This is a genomic window from Microbacterium cremeum, assembly GCF_015277855.1.
Classification (GTDB): Bacteria; Actinomycetota; Actinomycetes; order Actinomycetales; family Microbacteriaceae; genus Microbacterium; species Microbacterium cremeum.
On the sequence record NZ_CP063812.1, the window covers coordinates 942,095 to 959,348 of the forward strand.

18 protein-coding genes are annotated in these 17,254 nt (G+C 71.4%); 10 read left to right on the forward strand and 8 right to left on the reverse strand.

The window, feature by feature from the left end; genetic code table 11:
* Positions 1 to 77 precede the first annotated feature (77 nt).
* On the reverse strand, positions 78 to 4,436 hold the full coding sequence (locus tag IM778_RS04005; RefSeq protein ID WP_194410793.1) for a family 43 glycosylhydrolase: 4,359 nt from the start codon (positions 4,434 to 4,436) through the stop codon (positions 78 to 80).
* Between the two features lie 206 nt (positions 4,437 to 4,642).
* Positions 4,643 to 5,233, reverse strand: coding sequence for a Dps family protein (locus IM778_RS04010; protein WP_194410794.1), 591 nt, complete (start codon positions 5,231 to 5,233; stop codon positions 4,643 to 4,645).
* A gap of 147 nt (positions 5,234 to 5,380) precedes the next feature.
* Between IM778_RS04010 and IM778_RS04015 the strand changes: the two genes are divergently transcribed.
* Both IM778_RS04015 and IM778_RS17715 read left to right on the forward strand, forming a co-directional pair.
* The gene (locus IM778_RS04015; RefSeq protein ID WP_228484739.1) at positions 5,381 to 6,613 is read left to right on the forward strand and encodes an amidase; all 1,233 of its coding nucleotides are present in this window, start codon (positions 5,381 to 5,383) and stop codon (positions 6,611 to 6,613) included.
* A complete protein-coding gene (locus tag IM778_RS17715; RefSeq protein WP_228484740.1) occupies positions 6,544 to 6,789 on the forward strand; it encodes an amidase family protein in 246 nt (81 codons plus the stop codon). Before IM778_RS04015 ends, IM778_RS17715 begins: the two co-directional genes overlap by 70 nt.
* A 53-nt stretch (positions 6,790 to 6,842) precedes the next feature.
* On the opposite strand, the gene IM778_RS04020 is transcribed toward IM778_RS17715, so the two are convergent.
* Positions 6,843 to 7,070 carry a hypothetical protein gene (locus IM778_RS04020; RefSeq protein WP_194410795.1) on the reverse strand — a complete coding sequence of 76 codons (228 nt, stop codon included), beginning with the start codon at positions 7,068 to 7,070 and terminating at the stop codon, positions 6,843 to 6,845.
* Positions 7,071 to 7,220: 150 nt separating this feature from the next.
* On the opposite strand from IM778_RS04020, the gene IM778_RS04025 reads away from it, so the two are divergent.
* The gene (locus IM778_RS04025; RefSeq protein ID WP_194410796.1) at positions 7,221 to 7,964 is read left to right on the forward strand and encodes a sulfurtransferase; all 744 of its coding nucleotides are present in this window, start codon (positions 7,221 to 7,223) and stop codon (positions 7,962 to 7,964) included.
* The gene (locus tag IM778_RS04030) at positions 7,961 to 8,353 is read left to right on the forward strand and encodes a DUF3054 domain-containing protein (RefSeq protein WP_194410797.1); all 393 of its coding nucleotides are present in this window, start codon (positions 7,961 to 7,963) and stop codon (positions 8,351 to 8,353) included. Before IM778_RS04025 ends, IM778_RS04030 begins: the two co-directional genes overlap by 4 nt.
* Before the next feature lie 21 nt (positions 8,354 to 8,374).
* On the opposite strand, the gene IM778_RS04035 is transcribed toward IM778_RS04030, so the two are convergent.
* A complete protein-coding gene (locus IM778_RS04035; RefSeq protein ID WP_194410798.1) occupies positions 8,375 to 8,689 on the reverse strand; it encodes a hypothetical protein in 315 nt (104 codons plus the stop codon).
* Between the two features lie 55 nt (positions 8,690 to 8,744).
* The gene (locus tag IM778_RS04040; protein WP_194410799.1) at positions 8,745 to 9,434 is read right to left on the reverse strand and encodes an ArsR/SmtB family transcription factor; all 690 of its coding nucleotides are present in this window, start codon (positions 9,432 to 9,434) and stop codon (positions 8,745 to 8,747) included.
* 64 nt (positions 9,435 to 9,498) lie between these two features.
* Here IM778_RS04040 and IM778_RS04045 point away from each other — a divergent pair, with 64 nt between their 5' ends.
* Together IM778_RS04045 and IM778_RS04050 are read left to right on the forward strand one after the other, a co-directional pair.
* Positions 9,499 to 9,957, forward strand: coding sequence for an OsmC family protein (locus tag IM778_RS04045; RefSeq protein WP_194410800.1), 459 nt, complete (start codon positions 9,499 to 9,501; stop codon positions 9,955 to 9,957).
* Positions 9,954 to 10,382, forward strand: coding sequence for an ACT domain-containing protein (locus tag IM778_RS04050; protein WP_228484741.1), 429 nt, complete (start codon positions 9,954 to 9,956; stop codon positions 10,380 to 10,382). The genes IM778_RS04045 and IM778_RS04050 overlap by 4 nt, the downstream gene beginning before the upstream one ends.
* Positions 10,383 to 10,405: 23 nt before the next feature.
* On the opposite strand, the gene IM778_RS04055 is transcribed toward IM778_RS04050, so the two are convergent.
* Positions 10,406 to 10,861 carry an SRPBCC family protein gene (locus tag IM778_RS04055; RefSeq protein WP_194410801.1) on the reverse strand — a complete coding sequence of 152 codons (456 nt, stop codon included), beginning with the start codon at positions 10,859 to 10,861 and terminating at the stop codon, positions 10,406 to 10,408.
* A gap of 143 nt (positions 10,862 to 11,004) precedes the next feature.
* Here IM778_RS04055 and IM778_RS04060 point away from each other — a divergent pair, with 143 nt between their 5' ends.
* From IM778_RS04060 to gnd, 4 genes are all read left to right on the forward strand, one after another.
* Positions 11,005 to 11,571 (forward strand): PadR family transcriptional regulator, encoded by a 567-nt coding sequence (locus IM778_RS04060; protein ID WP_194410802.1) that lies wholly within the window; start codon positions 11,005 to 11,007, stop codon positions 11,569 to 11,571.
* A 56-nt stretch (positions 11,572 to 11,627) separates the two neighbouring features.
* Positions 11,628 to 13,322, forward strand: coding sequence for an ABC1 kinase family protein (locus tag IM778_RS04065; RefSeq protein WP_194410803.1), 1,695 nt, complete (start codon positions 11,628 to 11,630; stop codon positions 13,320 to 13,322).
* 92 nt (positions 13,323 to 13,414) lie between these two features.
* Positions 13,415 to 14,083, forward strand: a complete 669-nt coding sequence (locus IM778_RS04070) for a DUF1345 domain-containing protein (protein ID WP_228484742.1) — start codon at positions 13,415 to 13,417, stop codon at positions 14,081 to 14,083.
* A 26-nt stretch (positions 14,084 to 14,109) separates the two neighbouring features.
* Positions 14,110 to 15,201: a phosphogluconate dehydrogenase (NAD(+)-dependent, decarboxylating) gene (gnd, locus tag IM778_RS04075; protein WP_194410804.1), complete on the forward strand. Its 1,092-nt coding sequence runs from the start codon at positions 14,110 to 14,112 to the stop codon at positions 15,199 to 15,201.
* Positions 15,202 to 15,243: 42 nt separating this feature from the next.
* On the opposite strand, the gene IM778_RS04080 is transcribed toward gnd, so the two are convergent.
* The gene (locus tag IM778_RS04080) at positions 15,244 to 16,242 is read right to left on the reverse strand and encodes a fatty acid desaturase family protein (RefSeq protein ID WP_420488843.1); all 999 of its coding nucleotides are present in this window, start codon (positions 16,240 to 16,242) and stop codon (positions 15,244 to 15,246) included.
* A 277-nt stretch (positions 16,243 to 16,519) separates the two neighbouring features.
* The gene (locus IM778_RS04085) at positions 16,520 to 16,723 is read right to left on the reverse strand and encodes a cold-shock protein (RefSeq protein WP_127818853.1); all 204 of its coding nucleotides are present in this window, start codon (positions 16,721 to 16,723) and stop codon (positions 16,520 to 16,522) included.
* Positions 16,724 to 17,254: the final 531 nt, after the last annotated feature.

Sequence of the window (17,254 nt, forward strand, 5' to 3'; positions counted from 1 at the left end):
GATCCGCGGGGGCGCCACCACGATCGGACGGCCGCGCCCCGGGGAGCACGGCCGTCCGATCGCGGGAGGGACGGGCGTCAGCCGCACGCGTGCGCGGCGTAGGGCGCCTGCGTCTCCGACGTCACGGGCTGCCCGTCGATCGTGGCGGTCGCGGTCACGGCGACCGTGCCGCCTTCGATGCCCGCCAGGCGCGTCGCGAACGCGTGCGACGAGGCGTGACCGGGCTGCAGCACCGCCACCGTCTTGGATCCGTACGGCGTCTGCACGTCCAGCGCCACCGCCACGTCGTCGGTGTTCGACGTCCTCACGACGAGCGTGACCTTGCCCGCGACGCAGCGCGTCGTCACCGCCACGTCGATGTCGGGACCGGTCTGCGGCAGCACGATCTCGTGCGCAGCCACACTCTCGAGCGTCGGCACGACCGGCTTGATCAGCCCGTCGGCGCCGAACTCGAGCCGATCGATCGTCGTCTCGCGGTGCGTGCCGTCGCCGCCGGGGATCGCGAAGCGGTGGTACGCGATGTACCAGTCGTCGGTGCCGGGCACGTTGACGATCGAGCTGTGGCCGGGGCCCTTGATGCCGAGCGACAGGTCCTTCTGCAGGATGACGCCCCGGTAGGTCCACGGCCCGTTCATGCTCGTCGCCGTCGCGTAGCCGACACGGTAGTTCTCCGACCCGGTGTCGTCGATCGCGTAGGTGAGGTGGTACAGACCCTCGCGGTAGTTGAAGAACACGCCCTCGCGGAAGTTCGTGAGGCCGCTGATCCGCTGGAACGTCCCCGCTCTGAGCGAGATCATGTCGTCATTCAGCTCCGCCAGCACCGCGCCGTTGCCGCCGTTGCCCCAGCCGAGGTACCACTTCCCCGAGACCGGATCGTGGAACGCCGCCGGATCGATCGCCTGACCGGAGGTGACCTCCTCGTTGTTGAGGATCATGGCGTTCGGCTGGGCGACGAAGGGCCCGACGGGCGTCTCGCCCACCGCGACGCCGATCGTCTTGCGGTTGAGGGCGGCGTTGTGGCCGCTGAAGTAGAAGTAGTACTTCCCGTCCCGCTCGATGATGGTGGGCGCCCACGCGTTGCCGGTCGCCCACGGCACATCTCCGTTCACCCCGTCGAGGGTCAGGAACGGCTCGGCCGAGCGCTCCCAGTCCACGAGGTTCTTCGAGCTCCAGACGTAGAAGTCCTTGCCGCCCCAGCCTGCGTATCCGTCGGTGGTGGCGTAGATGTAGTACGTGTCGCCGAAGACCGCGATGTTCGGATCGGCGTAGAGCCCGGGCAGCACCGGGCTCTTCACCGGCCGGGCCTCCATCGTCCAGGTCGTCGTCGTGCCGTCGCGGGCCGTGAGCGTGTACGTCACAGGCTCGGTGAGATCGACCGTCGTGCCGGAGGCGGGCGACACGCTGACGCCGTCGGCAGCCTGGAACGTCGGCGCCAGCTGGGTCAGGTCGGTGCCCTTGACGACCGGGAACACGACGGAGTGCGCCGAGCCGGTGACGATCGGCGCCATCTTCAAGGCCGAGGCATCCGTCAGCGACACGTCGATGAGCTGGTCGGTCGCGCCCGCGTTCTCGAGCACCTCGGTCGCCGACAGCGCCCGGTTGTACACGCGCACGTTGTCGAACCAGCCCTGGAAGTACCCGTCGGCCGAGTAGAACGACTTGCCGAGGTACCCGGCGAGGTTCGACCCGAGGTCGGCCACGGTCGCGGTGAGCGCGGCGTTCTCGTCGAGCTTCACGCCGTCGGAGTACACCGTCATCGTGCTGCCGTCGAAGACCACGTCGACGCGGTGCCACTCTCCTGGCGCGACGCTGCCGGTGACCGCCGCCTCGTTCTGCCACGAGGTCTGCGTGATGGCGCTGCGCACGTCGCCGCCGCGCAGTCGCAGGAAGTAGTACTTGTTCGTGTCGGTGCCGAAGGCGAACGTGAAGAAGTTGCCGCTGGTCCTCTCGGACTTCACGTCCATCGAGACCGTCATCCTGCTTCGGCCGTCGAAGAAGCCGGCCGGGAACGAGGCGAACCCGTTCGCCGAGCCGTCCAGGCGCAGCGCCTTGCCCTGCACCGCGTCGGTCGCCACCGCCGCGGTGCCGCTCGCGGTGAGGTCGGCGTCGCCCGCCGAGTCGGCGAGCGTGCCGTCGTCGAACGTGTACTCGGCGATCGGCGCCTGCTGCGGCTCTTCAGGCTCTTCCGGCTCTTCGCCGGTGTCGCCGTACGCGGCGAGCAGGCGCTCCTCCTCGGCGGCCGACAGGCGCAGCACCGAGCCGTGACGGAAGCGCTGGTCGAACGAGTACTGGTTCGCGCCCGTGCCGACGCTCAGCTGGGTGAACTGCAGGCTCGCGAGGGTGTCGGCGGTGTGGGCGTAGTAGCCGCTCTGGTCGCCCATGGCCGCCCACCTGCCGTCCGGCAGCTCGTACACGGTGAGGCCCTCCATCGAGGCGCGAAGACCGTGGGCGGATGCCTCGCCCCGGCCGATCACGCGCGTCCACGGCCCGTCGAGGCTCGGTGCCGTGTCGACGACGGTGTGCCAGTCCGACGTCGAGAACCGGTAGTAGGTGTCGCCCTCCTTCGCGATGGTCGAGTCGATGATGTTCTGGCCGGCCTGACCGTCGCCCTTGTCATTGAGCGAGGTCCAGATCTCGGGCTCGGTGAAGGTCACGAAGTCGCGGGTCTTGGTGAGGTACATCCGCAGCGCCCAGTCCTCGGTGCCGTTGTCGGTCCGGTCGCGGGCGGCCCAGTACACGTAGTACTCGCCGGTGGCTTCGTTGTAGATCGCCTCGGGGGCCCACACGCAGCCGGCCTGGTCGAACCCTGCGAACACGATGCGTTGGTCGCTCCAGGTCACGAGGTCGGTGGACTCCCACACCACGATGTTCTGGCTGGCGTTCAGCTGGTCCCAGCCGGAGCCGCCGGCGCCGCCGCCCTCGGCGTGCAGGTCGGTGCCGATGATCCAGTACTTGTCGCCCTCGGGGGCGCGGACCAGGTGGGGGTCGCGGACGCCGAGGTCGCCGCCGAGGTTGGCGAGAATCGGCTCGTTCTCGTTGAGCTTCGACCAGTGGAGCCCGTCGTCGCTGTGGCCGAAGAAGATCTTCTCGTAGCCGCCGTGGGCAGCGAAGTGGGTCCACAGGTAGCCCGCGGTGTAGTCGCGGTCGAGATCGGCGGGGGCCGCCTTCACCGTCACCGCGATGTCGCGTGTCGCGGTCGTGCCGGGCACGGTGGCGGTCAGGGTGACGGCGGTGTCCGCCGTCCCGCGCGTCACGACGCCCGGCGCCTTCCCGTCGTGGGCGGCGGTCGTGATGACGCCCTCGGGTGAGGCCGTCCACGCGATGTCGCTGAGGTTGACGCTCCCCTCGGCGGGGAGGGTGATGTTGCCGCGGATGTCGTCGGGGTTCGGGATCGCGATCGCGTCGAGGTCCTGCTGGGCTAGCGCGGCGGAACCCGGCAGCGGCAGCACCGTCGCGGGGAACGAGCGGGTCTCGGATGCCGAGCCCCGCGTGAGGGTGGCCGTCAGGGTGACCGAGACGGGGTCGGCGCCCGCGGCGGGGCGCGTCACCGCTCCCGTGCCCGAGACGACCGTGTCGTCGCTGGAGGCCCACGTGATGGCCGATCCGTTCGCACCCTTCGAGGGGAGCGTCAGGTCAGACGACACGGCCGACAGGTCGCCGAGCGCGAGGGCTGCGGCGTCGCGCTGCACGCGGGCGTCGTCCCCGGGGACGAGAGCGGTGACCTCGGCGGCGCTCAGCGCGCTGTCGTAGATCCGCACATTCCGCAGGCTCCCCGCGAGACGCTTGTCTGCGTTGTACACCGATCGGCCCAGGTAGTTCGCGGTGGTCGCCCCGCCGCCGATCGCTCCCGGCGTGATCGTCACGTTCGTGTTCTCGCCGACCTGGACGCCGTCGAGGTAGACGCGCGCCGTGTCCGTGGCGTCGTCGAGCGTGTATGTGATCGTCTTCCACACGTCGCGCTCGAGGTTCGCGCCGCTGTTCGCTGTCTGCTCGGTGGTCCAGTTGCCGGTGGCGATCGAGGTCTTGTAGGCGTTGCCGGTCGAGTACAGGTAGCCGTTGCCGACGCCCGATGCGTCGGTGTTGCCGAAGCCGTAGATGAAGTACGGCGTGCCCTGAGCGCTGCGCACCAGCACTTCGGCGCTGACCGTGATCGAGGTCAGTCCCGCAAGGAGGTCGTCGGGGAGGTCGACGTGATCGTCGGTGCCGTCGAGACGTACGCCCTCTGATCCCGTGAGCGCGGGCGAGCCGATGTAGGCGCCGTCGCGTCCGGAACCCGAGGCGTCGACCGCGACGGTGCCCGCGATCTCGTCGAGGGGGTAGTGGGCGACCAGCTGCGCGGCGGCGGTGGCGGGCTGCGCGGTGGCGACGGCTCCGCCCAGGCCCAGGGCGATCGCGGTGAGTGCGGCGAGCGTGCGCCGGACGAGGGGCTGCTTCATTGCGCTTCCTTCGGGGGCCGCTTCGGTACGGCCGAGGTGGGGGCTCCCGCGATGTTAGCGCTCACTTCCCGCTGCCGGCAACCACCTCGTGCTCCAGCCTCGGGCCACGCGCCGGCCCCTTGGCCGCGACGAACAGGCACTACCCGAACGCGGCGCTGCCCGCCGGTCCGGGGAGGAAGGGGCGGGCAGCGTCAGGGCGCCTGGGATCACCGCTTGGGGGTACGGTTCTCCGCGCTCACCATCCACGAGAGCTGCTCCATCCGTTCGAGGACGGCGTGCAGGATGTCAGCGCTCGTGGGGTCTTCTTCGTCGACGGCGTCGTGCACCTTTCGGCACGTGCCGGCGACGGCGTCCAGTCGTGCGGTCATGAGGTCGACCACTTCCGTCGTCGCGATCTCGCCCCGCGGGAACTCCGGCAGGGTCGTCGTGTCGGCGACGACATCGCTGCGGCCGTCCGGGAGGGCGTGCAGCGAGCGCATGCGCTCGGCGACCGTGTCGGCGAACTCGCGCGCGGCCTCGATGATCTCGTCGAGCTGCAGATGGGTGTCGCGGAAGTTGCGGCCCACGACGTTCCAGTGCGCCTGCTTGCCCTGCAGCGACAGTTCGATGAGATCGATCAGCACCTTCTGAAGGTTCTCACTGAGTGTCTCGGACGCCGTGAATCCCTTCTCCGCGTTCTGCTCGGCGGTGAGTTCGGCACCTGTGCCGCCGCGTGCGGCGCGCCGCTTGCCGCCGGCCGCGCCGGCCGAGGTGGAACTGCTTCGCGAACTGGTCTTCTTCGCCGTCGTGGTGGCCACTCCCGCTCCTTCGATGGGTTCGAGTAGACGCTAGCGAGCAGGCCTGATCCTCGCCGGGGGATTGCCCTCCCGCGGCGGTCGTGCTAGCGCCGGCGGCGGTGCCGGAGGATGCGGCGGCGAAGGCGCGCGTGGTGGGATGGGATCGCCATGACCCCCTCGCCCGAAGCGTCGACCGCCGTCGGCATCGCCACCGCCGTCCGCCGCCGCGAGATCACGGCGGTCGCCGTGACCGAGGCGCACCTCGAGCGCATCGGGCGGCTGAACCCCCGCCTGAACGCCCTCACCGTCGTGTTCGCCGAACGCGCCAGGCGCGAGGCGGCGGCGGTGGACGCAGCGCTCGCGGCCGGACGCGATCCGGGCCCGCTCGCGGGCGTCCCGGTGTCGGTGAAGGAGAACATCGATCTCACGTGGTCTGCCACGACGAACGGCTGGGCGGGGCTCGCCGACGCGATCCCCGCACGGGACGCGACCGTGGTGCGCCGCATCCGCGCAGCCGGGGCGATCCCCGTGGGCCGCGGCAACATGCCCGACTTCGGCATGCGCTGGGACACCGACAACGATCTGTTCGGACGCACCCTGAACCCGTGGGACCCGGCTCGCAGCGCCGGCGGATCCAGCGGCGGCGACGCGGTCTCGGTGGCGACCGGGATGAGCGCGCTGGGTCTCGGCAACGACTTCGGAGGCTCGCTCCGCCTCCCTGCCTACGCCGTGGGTGTGTGCGGCCTGCGCCCGTCGCACGGCAGGGTGCCGCGGGCGGCCGTGCAGCGGCATCCTGTCGCCCTCACCCTGCAGCAGTTCTCGGTGAACGGCCCGCTCGCACGGAGCGTCGACGATCTCTCGGTCGCCCTCGAGGTGTTGCAGGGGTGGGATGCCGACGACCCGGTCTCGCTCGGCGCCTCCGGTGCGGGGCGCCTCGCGGACGCGCCGCGCCGGGTCGGCGTCGTGCGCGACCCCGTCGGCGACGGCGTGGATCCCGACGTCGCCGCCGGCATCGACCGGGCTGCCGCTGCGCTGAGCCGCTCGGGCTGGGACGTGGTCGAGCTCGACGCGCCGATGCTCGAGGACGCGGCCGTGCTGTGGCGCCGGCTGTCGTGCACCGACATGCTGCTCTCGCTCGACCCCGTCGAGCTCGGCCGGCCGCTCGGCCGGTCGGCGACGGCGTTCCTGCGCGACAGCACGGCGGCCGCGCAGCCGTACGCGTCGGCCGGCGAGTACGCCGCGGCCTGGGCGCGCCGCGCCGTGATCGCGGCTGCGTGGCGGCGACTGCAGGTCGATTGCCGCTGGTGCTCGGGCCGGTCTCGGTCTCGCGCATGCGCGAGCCGGACTACGACCTCGGCGGCGCCGCCCCGGCCGACCGGGCATGGCGGGACCTGCGCCTGACGGTCGCGGCCAACTTCCTGGGGCTTCCGGCCCTCGCCCTTCCGGCGGGGCAGGGCGCGGACGGGATGCCGACGGGGGTGCAGCTCATCGGGCCGTTGCTCGGCGACGAGCTGCTGCTCGCCGCGGGCCGCGACATCGAGGCGGCGGTGCCGGCGGCCGGGGCGCCGCCGGTGTGACGGCGGTCGTGGTATCGCCCCCGCCGCGCCACCCGCGGAGCGCGGCCGCGGCGTCAGGGCAACGGCGTCTCGGGCGGTTGCGGGAATGTCGGCTCCTCGGGATGCGGTGCGAGCGGCTCGTCGGGATACGGCGCCATCGGCTCGTCCGGGCCTCCCGGGCGCTCGGGTGACGGCGCGCCCGGGTCGCCGGGCGGCATCTCGCCCGGGGCCTGCGGGCCGGGCTGGCCCGGTCCCGGCGGCATCTGGCCGGGTGCCGGCTCGGGCATGGTGGGATCGGTCATGGCTGCTCCTTCCGCAGCGCCGGCGCATACCGGCACGACCAGCCTCCGCGCGCGCGGCACCGCCGGACACCCCCTTGACCCTCGCGGTGGGGCGCAGTAGCGGACGGGGCCGGGTCGGCGGCGTGCCCGGGCGTCCGTAGGCTGAGGGGCGTGGCATCCGTTCTCAACATCTCGGCGTACCTGTTCACGCGCCTCGCCGATGCCCATGACCTCCGCCCTGTGCTGCGCGACCGGGCGCACGCGGCGGGGATCAAGGGCACGATCCTGCTCGCCGAGGAAGGCATCAACATGTTCCTCGCGGGCGAGGCGCAGGCCGTGCGGGACTTCGTGGCGACACTGCGCGACGACCCCCGGTTCGCGCCGCTGACCACGAAGGAGAGCTGGTCGACCGCCCAGCCGTTCGGGCGCCTCCTGGTGAAGGTCAAGCGCGAGATCATCCGCATGGATCACCCCACGATCCGGCCCGACGCGGGCCGCGCTCCCGCCGTCGCCCCCGAGACGCTGCGTCGCTGGCTCGACGCGGGCCGTGACGACGCGGGCCGCGAGGTCGTGCTCCTCGACACGCGCAACGCTTTCGAAGTGGGCTACGGCGCGTTCGAGGGCGCCAGGGATCTGCGCCTCGAGCGGTTCACGCAGTTCCCGGATGCCGCGGCCGCCGCCGCGGCGAGCCTGCGGGGCAAGACCGTCGTGAGCTACTGCACCGGTGGCATCCGCTGCGAGAAGGCCGCGATCCACCTGCGCGAGGTCGGGGTGGACGCGTACCAACTGGACGGCGGCATCCTCGGGTACTTCGAGCAGGTCGGCGGCGCCCACTGGCGGGGCGAGTGCTTCGTCTTCGACGAGCGCGAGGCGCTGACGCCCGATCTCGTACCGACGGCGGGAGCGAACCGATGAGCCCGGCGCGCCGCCGGCCCGACACGAACGTCCGGATCGCCGTCGCGCTCGCGATCGACGTGTTCCTCGTGCTGGTGTTCGCCGCGATCGGACGCGCGAGCCACGGCGAGGAGCTGTCGGGGATCCTGGTGACGGCGTGGCCGTTCCTCGTGGGCCTCGCCGCCGGCTGGCTCGTCACGCTCGCGTGGCGAGCGCCCGCCGCGCCGGTGAGGACGGGGCTCGGCGTGTGGGCCGTGACGGTGGCGGGCGGGATGCTGCTGCGCGCGGCGACCGGTGAGGGCACGGCGTTCGCGTTCATCGTGGTCGCGACCGTCACGCTGCTGGTGCTGCTGGTGGGCTGGCGGATCGTCGCCGCGCTCCTGCGGCGCCGGCGCCGGCCGCGGCGCTGACTCCCGCGGGAGCGCGGACGGTCAGCGCACGGTCTTGCGCAGGCCGGTCTCGATCACGATGCGATTGCCGTCGATCACGCCCGGGCCGTCGCCCGGCGTGGGTGCGGGGGCCGGCGTGATCTGCTCGGCCTCCCACACGGCGCGGGCTTCTTCGGCCGTCGGCTGGTAGAGGATGTCGATGCCGAGCAGTCCGCCCGACGAGTGTGCGACGCTCTCGCCGCGCCCACGCCGGCGGCGGGTGTCCCACGCCATCCACAGGAACGAGATCGGCAGCGCGACGAGCATCGTGAGGAACCCCCACGCCAGCACCGCTCCGATCACGCCCTCGACGTCCACGCTCTCATCGTAGGTCGGCGGCCCTCACGGTGAATCCGCCTTCAGACGGAGATCGTCAGCGGGGCGGGGGCTCGATTCCGGCATGCCAGTCGTCACGCAGCGCGGCGGCGCCGGCATCCGTGATGCGAAGGCCACGGTCCTGCGGGCGCCGGACGACCCATCCGGCCTCGAGAAAGCGCGTCGCGATCGCCGCGCCCAGCGCACCGGCCAGGTGTGGGCGCCGTTCGGTCCAGTCCGGGCACGGCCGCGCGAGCTGGCGGCGGCCCGACCGCAGTGCGGCGACGTCGATGCCGAGCTCCGCGAGCCGCGTCTCGCCGAGCGAGGTCGGCGCCGCGAGCGCGGCATCCATCCATCCCGCCGCGACCATCGCCTCGGTCACGGCGATGCCGAGCCGCCCGGCGAGGTGGTCGTAGCACAGGCGGGCGTGCACCAGATCGCGCGCGGCGGCGCTCTGCCGGTACGTCGCGCTCGGGGCCGGCGGGCACAGGTGGCCGAGCTGTTCGAGGGCCGCCGCGACCGCCTCGTCGGCGATCGCGTAGAACCGCTGCCGCCCCCGCGGCACGCACGTGACGAGCCCGACGTCGAGCAGCATGCCGAGGTGCTCGCTGGCGGTCGATGCGCTCACGCCCGCCGCTGCGGCCAGCTCGCTCGCGGGCCGGGTGGAGCCGTCCATCAGCATGCCGAGGAAGGCGGAGCGCACGGGTGCCGCGAGCGCATGTCCCACCATCGACAGATCGCGTGCCATGGGGCCACGGTACGCGACAACGCTTCGGCGCGGGCCGAACTGTCTGCGTCGTACTCTGACCGGCATGACGATCCACACGTATACGACGACCCTCGCCTGGGAGGGTTCCACGGGAGACGGCTACCGCGCCTACTCGCGCGCGCACACCGCCGCGGCACCGCCGGCCGCCGCGGAGCTGGCGCTGAGCGCCGACGCGGCGTTCCGCGGCGACGCGGAGCGTGCCAACCCCGAGCAGCTGCTCGTCATGGCCGTGAGCTCGTGTCAGCTGCTGTCGTTCCTCGGCGAAGCGGCACGGCAGGGCCTCGACGTGCGCGGCTACTCGGACCGGGCGGACGGGGTGATGGATGCCGCGGCACGGCCCGCGAGCATCTCGCACATCACGTTGCGGCCCGAGATCGTCGTGGCTCCGGGGGTCGACCGGGCAGCCGTGGTGGCAGCGGCGGAACGCGCTCACGAGGGCTGCTTCATCGCGAACTCCCTGCGTTCGACGATCCGCCTCGTGGTGACGGTGGTGGAAGCGTGAGCGGCGGTCGCCTGCACGACATCGAAGTGCTGCTGCCGGACCGGGCCGGTGCGCTCGCCGAGTTCGGCGAGACGCTCGGCGCTGCCGGCGTGAGCCTCGAGGGCGGCGGCGTGTTCACCCATCGGGGCGTCGGAGTCGCGCACTACCTCGTCGACGATGCCGACCGCGCCCGCGCCGCCCTCGAGGCGCGCGGCATCGGGCCGGTGATCGTGCGCGAGGTGGTGACTCTGCGCCTCGACCAGGAGATCCCCGGTCAGCTCGGCACCCTCGCGCGGGCGATGGCGGACGCGGGCGTCGGCATCAGCGTCCAGTACAGCGATCACGACCACCGGCTCGTGATCGTCGTCACGCCCGAGCAGCACGTCGCGGCCGGCCGCGTCGCCCGGGAGTGGGAGGCCGCCCGCGAGGCGCGGCGCGCCGGCTGACGGGCGGGCCCGGCGCGGCGGCCTCAGCGCTCGACGTCGCCGCGCCACGCACCGGTCTCGCGACCGCTGCGCTCGATGAACTCCTTGAAGTTCTGGAGGTCCTTCTTCACGGCATGACCGCCGGCGCCGACCAGCGACCCGAGATGCTCGAGCGCGTCGCTCGGCTCCCAGTCGATCTGCACCGTGACCCGCGAGCTGGTGTCGCTGAGCTTGTGGAACGTCACCACGCCCGCGTGCGCGGTGTCGCCTCCGATGCTGCGCCACGCCACCCGCTCGTCGGGGTGCTGCTCGGTGATCTCGGCGTCGAACTCGCGCGTGAACATGCCCACCCGCACCTTCCAGTGCGTGTGCGTGTCGTCGAGCTGCGTGATCGACTCGACCTCGTCGAGGAAGCTGGGGAAGCTCTCGAACTGGGTCCACTGGTTGTACGCCGTCGTCACCGGGACGTCGACGTCGATGCTCTCGATGATCTGGGTCATGTCCTCCATGTCACCGCAGCGGATCCGCTGCGCCCACCCCCTTGACCCGGCCGGGGTGGGCGGGGTATCGCGGCGTCGCCCTTGCCGAACGATATATCGCTATGTATCGTCGGCATATCGGCAACGATCGTCAGGAGGTCGTCATGAGCGGTTCATTCATGGGGGAGGGCTTCGGTCCGAAGCACCGTGGACAGGGTCCCGGGTTCCCGGGCGGGCTGTGGGACGCGATGGACCAGCTGCGCGACGTGTTCGAGCAGCGCTTCTCGCCCCGCGTCGGACGCGGTGACGTGCGCGCCGCCGTGCTCGCGATCCTCGCTGAGAAGCCCATGCACGGGTACCAGATCATCCAGGAGATCGAAGCCCGCAGCGACGGCGCGTGGAAGCCCAGCCCGGGCTCGGTCTACCCCACGCTGCAGATGCTCGCCGACGAAGGGCTGATCACGGCGGAGGAGTCCGGCGGCAAGAAGACCTACTCGCTCACCGAGGCGGGTCGCGCCGAAGCCGAGGCGAGCACCGAGCGATCGACGCCGTGGGAGTCCTTCGGCGCCCGCGACACCGGGCGCGGCACCGCGCTGCCCAAGGCCGGCATGAAGCTCGCCCAGGCCGCGGCGCAGGTCGGCCGCACCGGCACGCCCGAGCAGGTGGCTCAAGCGGTCGAAGTGCTCGACGAGGCCCGGCGTAGGCTCTACTCCATCCTCGCCCAGGACTGACCGTCCGGATGCCGTCGAACGTCGGCGCCGCGAGCACGCCGTCAAGGGGGAATCCGATGGCCGACGCCACCGGTTCGCGCGCCCGGTATCGCCGCATCCTGCGATTCGCCGCGCGGTACATGGTGCAGGCATGGTGGTACGAGCTCGTCCTGCCGCACGTGGGACTCGGCCGGCTCGCCGCACGCGGACGCGCGCGGCGACTGCGCAACATCGCCCGCCACTTCCACGGGCTGGCCGTGAGCCTGGGCGGACTCATGATCAAGGTCGGCCAGTTCATGTCGTCTCGGCTCGACGTGCTGCCGCCCGAGATCACGAAGGAGCTCGAAGGGCTGCAGGACGAGGTGCCGCCGGTGGACTTCCCGGCGATCCGCGCCCTCGCCGAGGCCGAGCTCGGCGTCTCCCTCGAGCGCGCGTACGAATGGGTCGACGAGGTGCCGGTGGCTGCGGCATCCCTCGGCCAGGCGCACCGCGCCCGGCTCACGCCCGCCGACGCGGCGGACACCGGGTTCGCGGACGTCGTCGTCAAGGTGCAGCGCCCCGGCATCGACGCGATCGTCGACACCGACCTCGCGGCGCTCCGGCGCGTCGCCGGCTGGCTCAGCCGCGTCAGGGTCGTGCGCGACCACGTCGACCTGCCCGAGCTCATCGAGGAGTTCGCGCACACCAGCAGGGAGGAGATCGACTACCTCCACGAGGCGCAGAACGCCGAACGGTTCGCGGCCGGTTTCGAGGGCGATGCGCGCGTCGCCGCGCCCGACATCGCCTGGGAGCGGACGACCCGGCGCGTCCTCACGCTCGCCGACGTGACCGCGATCAAGATCAACGACGTCGACGGGCTGCGCGCGGCCGGCATCGACCCGGCGGCCGTCGCGAAGGAGTTCGCGAACGTCATGTTCGACCAGCTCTTCGTCGACGGGTTCTTCCACGCCGACCCGCACCCGGGGAACATCTTCGTCACGCCGATCGAGCCGGACGGCAGCGGGCGCGCGTGGCGGCTGACGTTCGTCGACTTCGGGATGATGGGCGAGGTCCCCGACGGCCTGCGTCACGGGCTGCAGCGCCTGATCATCGCGGTCGCCTCGCGCAACAGCAGCCAGATGATCGACAGCATCCGCGATGTCGGGATGCTGCTGCCCTCCGCCGACACCGCAGAGCTCGAGCGGGCGATGACCGCGCTGTTCGCGCGATTCGGCGGCATGGGATTCGCCGAGCTGCAGCAGGTCGACCCGCGCGAGTTCCGCGACTTCGCGGTGGAGTTCGGCGACGTCGTGCGCTCGCTGCCGTTCCAGCTGCCCGAGAACTTCCTGCTCATCGTGCGGGCGATCTCGCTGACCTCCGGCATGTGCAGTTCGCTGGACCCCCAGTTCAACATCTGGAACGCGGTCGAGCCGTATGCCGGTCAGCTCCTCCGCGACGAGCGCGGCAACCTGACGCAGGCCGTCGCGCGCGAGGCGGTGTCGACCGCCGGCGTGCTCGCGCGGCTGCCGCGCCGGCTCGACGACCTGGCCACGCGCATTGAGGAGGGGCGCGTGTCGGTCGAGGCGCCGCGCGTCGATGCGCGCCTGCGGGTGCTCGAGCGGCTCGGCCGGCGCGTGGTGTCGGCCGTCCTCTTCGCGGGACTGCTCGTCGCCGGTGCCGTGCTCCGGCCCGACGAGCCGATGTTCGGCACCGTGCTCATGGCGCTGTCGGTGATTCCGCTGCTGCACGCGCTGTTCGCCGGCCTGGGCGGGCGCCGGGGTCCGCGCAGCTGATCCCGCGATCGCGGGGGATGCCGCATCCGCCGCGGCCCGCGAACCGGGCGGCACCCGATACGGTGGCAATCGACGGACGAACTCTCGAGGGGGTGCACGTGGTCGGAGCGGTCATCGTGCGGATCGCGGATCTGCTCGTGCAGCTCGCGATGATCTGGCTGGGGCTGTCCCTCATCTTCGTCGAGGACGACGAAGAAGACGACGGCACGCTGATGGTCGCCCTCCTCGCGCTGTGGTGCGTGGTCGCCGCGGTGTACTGGATCGCGTCGGTGATCGCCATGAGCATCGCGGTGCGCCGGCCGGCCGGCCGCCCGCCGACGCGGATGGACGACCTCGACCGGAGTCCCGCGGTGGCCGCGGTCACGACGATCGCGACCTTCGTCACGAGCATCGTGGGGGTGGTCGCCGCCACGACGATGCTGCTGCTGCGGCACGACCCCGAGTGGGCGGGGTGGGTCGAGCCGGTGGCGATCGCCGCGATGCTGCTGTCGTGGGCGCTGTTCCACTGGGGCTTCGCGCGCATCTACGACCGCCGCTACCGTCGCTCGAGCGTCCCGCCGCTGCGGTTCCCCGGCACCGAGAGTCCGCGCCTCGCGGACTTCGTGTACTTCTCGTTCACGAATGCCACGACGTTCTCGGTGTCGGATGTGCAGGTGATGACGACGCGCATGCGGTGGACGGTGGTGTGGCACACGACGATGAGCTTCTTCCTGAACGCGCTCATCATCGTGCTGGCGTTCAGCACGATCATCAATTCTTAGGATCGCCGACGAACGAAGGAGCGAGGATGCAGCTGGGAATGGTGGGCCTCGGCCGGATGGGCGGCAACATCGTCCGGCGCCTGATGCGGGACGACCACGAATGCGTCGTCTTCGACGTGAACGCGGATGCCGTGTCGGCCCTCGCCGCGGAAGGCGCGGTCGGCGCCGGCAGCCTGGCCGACCTCGTCTCGAAGCTCGAGGCTCCGCGGGCGATCTGGCTGATGATCCCGGCGGGCCTCACCGGCACCGTCGTGGACGAGCTGACGCCGCTGCTCCAGCCGGGCGACATCATCATCGACGGCGGCAACTCGAACTACCGAGACGACGTGCGGCGTGCCGCGGCGCTCGCGGGCACCGGCATCCACTACGTCGACGTCGGCACGAGCGGCGGCGTGTTCGGGCTCGAGCGCGGGTACTGCCTCATGGTCGGCGGACCCGACGAGGCGTTCCGGCGCCTCGAGCCGATCCTCACGACCATCTCCCCCGGGAGCGGCGAGGCGTCACGCACCCCGGGACGCTCGGGCGATCTCGCGCCCGAGGAGCTCGGATACCTGCACTGCGGCCCGTCCGGCGCCGGGCACTTCGTCAAGATGGTCCACAACGGCATCGAGTACGGCGTGATGGCCGCGCTCGCCGAGGGGCTCAACATCCTCGAGCACGCCGATGCGGGCGTCGTGGAGGCCGAGCACTCGGCCGAGGTCGCGCCGCTCGAGGAGCCGGAGTTCTACCAGTTCACGATCGACACCCCGAAGGTCGCCGAGCTGTGGCGGCGCGGATCCGTGATCTCGTCGTGGCTCCTCGACCTGACCGCGGCGGCTCTGCACCAGAACCCCACGCTGGACGGGCTCGCCGGCCGCGTCTCGGACTCGGGCGAAGGTCGCTGGACGGTCAAGGCCGCGGTCGACACGGGCGTCCCGGCGCCGGTGCTGGCGGCATCCCTGTTCGAGCGATTCGCCTCGCGCGGCGAGGACCAGTTCGCCAACCAGGTGCTCTCGGCGATGCGACTGCAGTTCGGCGGCCACCAGGAGCTCCCCGCCGGCGACGTGCTCGAGGCGGGCGGGCGCAAGTCGGAGTCGTCGTCGGGCGGCCAGTCCCGCACCGCCGAGAGTGCGGAGTAGCCCTGATCGGACGGTGCCGCGGCGGTCACACCGCCGGTCGGGTCACGCCCTGCGCAGCGTCGCGCCGGTGGGGCAGTCGAACGGGTCGCGGGCAGCGAGGCCGACGCGGTTGAGGTAGGCGATCACGATGCCGTAGGACTGCAGCAGCGTCGTCTCGGTGTACGGGACGCCGAGCGCGCGGCAGTGGTCGATGACGATGGCGCGTGCCTTCGCGAGCTGAGGGCGCGCCATGCTCGGGAAGAGGTGGTGCTCGATCTGGTAGTTGAGGCCGCCCATGAGGCTCGTCGCCCACCAGCCGCCCGAGACGTTGCGCGAGGTGCGCACCTGCTTGCTGAAGAAGTCGAGCTTCGCGTCCTTGGCGATCACCGGCATGCCCTTGTGGTTGGGGGCGAACGAGGCTCCCATGTACACGCCGAAGACCGCGAGCTGGACGGCGAGGAACGCGAACGCCATGCCGAGCGGCAGGAACACGAACACCGGGGTCCACACCACGGCGAACCGCAGCGCCAGCAGGCCCAGCTCGGTGTAGCGGTCCTTCGCCCCGTCGGGTCCGAAGAGGTGGCGGATCGCGAGGAAGTGCAGGTTCACGCCCTCGAGAGTCAGGAGCGGGAAGAACAGCCACCCCTGGCGGCGCGTGATGAACCGTCGCAGACCACGTGCCTCCGCGGCATCCGTCTCGAGGAATGAGACCGTGTCGACCTCGATGTCGGGATCCTTGCCGACGCGGTTGGGGTTGCCGTGGTGGCGCGTGTGCTTGGTGGTCCACCACGAGAAGCTGATGCCGACGATGCCGCCGGCGAGGATGCGGGCGAGCCGGTCGTTCGCGGGGCCGGACGAGAGGATCTGCCGGTGCCCGGCCTCGTGCGCCAGGAACGCGACCTGCGTGAAGAGGATGCCCAGCGCCGCTGCGATGAGGAGCTGGAACCAGGAGTCGCCCAGCAGGATGAAGCCCGTGATGGCCCCGCCGAAGCCGAGGGCGATGGCTGTGGCGACCATGCCGTAGAACCACGGCGCGCGGCGCATGAGGCCGGTCTCGCGCACGACCTGGGCGATGTCGGTGTAGGCGCGGGTGAGGGGCGGGAACTCGTCGGTGCCGGCGTAGGTCTGTCGAATGGGACCGAGACGCGACTCGAGGGCGGTGGCAGAGATGGGAGCACCCGGTTTCGATCGTGACCGCTGTGGCCGTTGAGCCAGAGGCGGTTGCCCATCGCTTCTGCCAGGCTACGCGCACCGGTATGACGCAGGCGGTATACGACCGGACTCCCAGACATCAGTCAGCCGGGGGCGCCTTTCGGCACCCCCGGCTGACTGTGGGAGATCAGAGGGGGCGGATGTTCGCCGCCTGCAGACCCTTGGGGCCGCGCTCGGTGTCGAACTCGACCTTCTGGTCCTCGCGGAGCTCCTTGAACCCGTCGCCCGAGATCGCGCTGAAGTGCGCGAAGAGGTCGGCGGTGCCGTCATCGGGGGCGATGAAGCCGTAGCCCTTCTCGGAGTTGAACCATTTCACGGTGCCAGTGGCCATCGTGTCTTTCCTTTTTCTTCGTGGGCCGTGTGAACGGCCGTGGGTGCCGCTCCGAAGTGTGCGGAGCGGACGTGTGAGGCGCATGTGGTGCGCGGGTGCGGGGGCGAGCGAGGCGACGGATGCCGCCACCGCGGTCGATGCGAGGTCGCGGGTGGCGTAGTCGCCGAGGTGGGCGCCGTGGGCGCTGTGCGCCTCGAAGCCGTGGGACGTGACCGCGACGAATCCGGCGTACTCGCCGGCGAGGGTCGCGACGAACACGTCGTCGTCGGCCTGTCGCCAGCCGAGCGCCTGCCGAGGTGCGGCGGCGGAAGAGAGAATCAAGAGTGCCTTATGAGGATGCGCTGCAGGCGATGTCGTGTGCGGCGCGGGGAAGTGGATGGTGTGACCGCAGGTGGCGGTGGTGTCGGAAGCTCTGCGTATCCTCGTTGAGGCAGGAGGTCGACGAAAAGCCCGATGGGGCATCGTCACTGTAGCACGCCCGCCTGGACAACCGCGCCGGCGGGCACCCCGACGAGTCGCAGATCGTGGAGA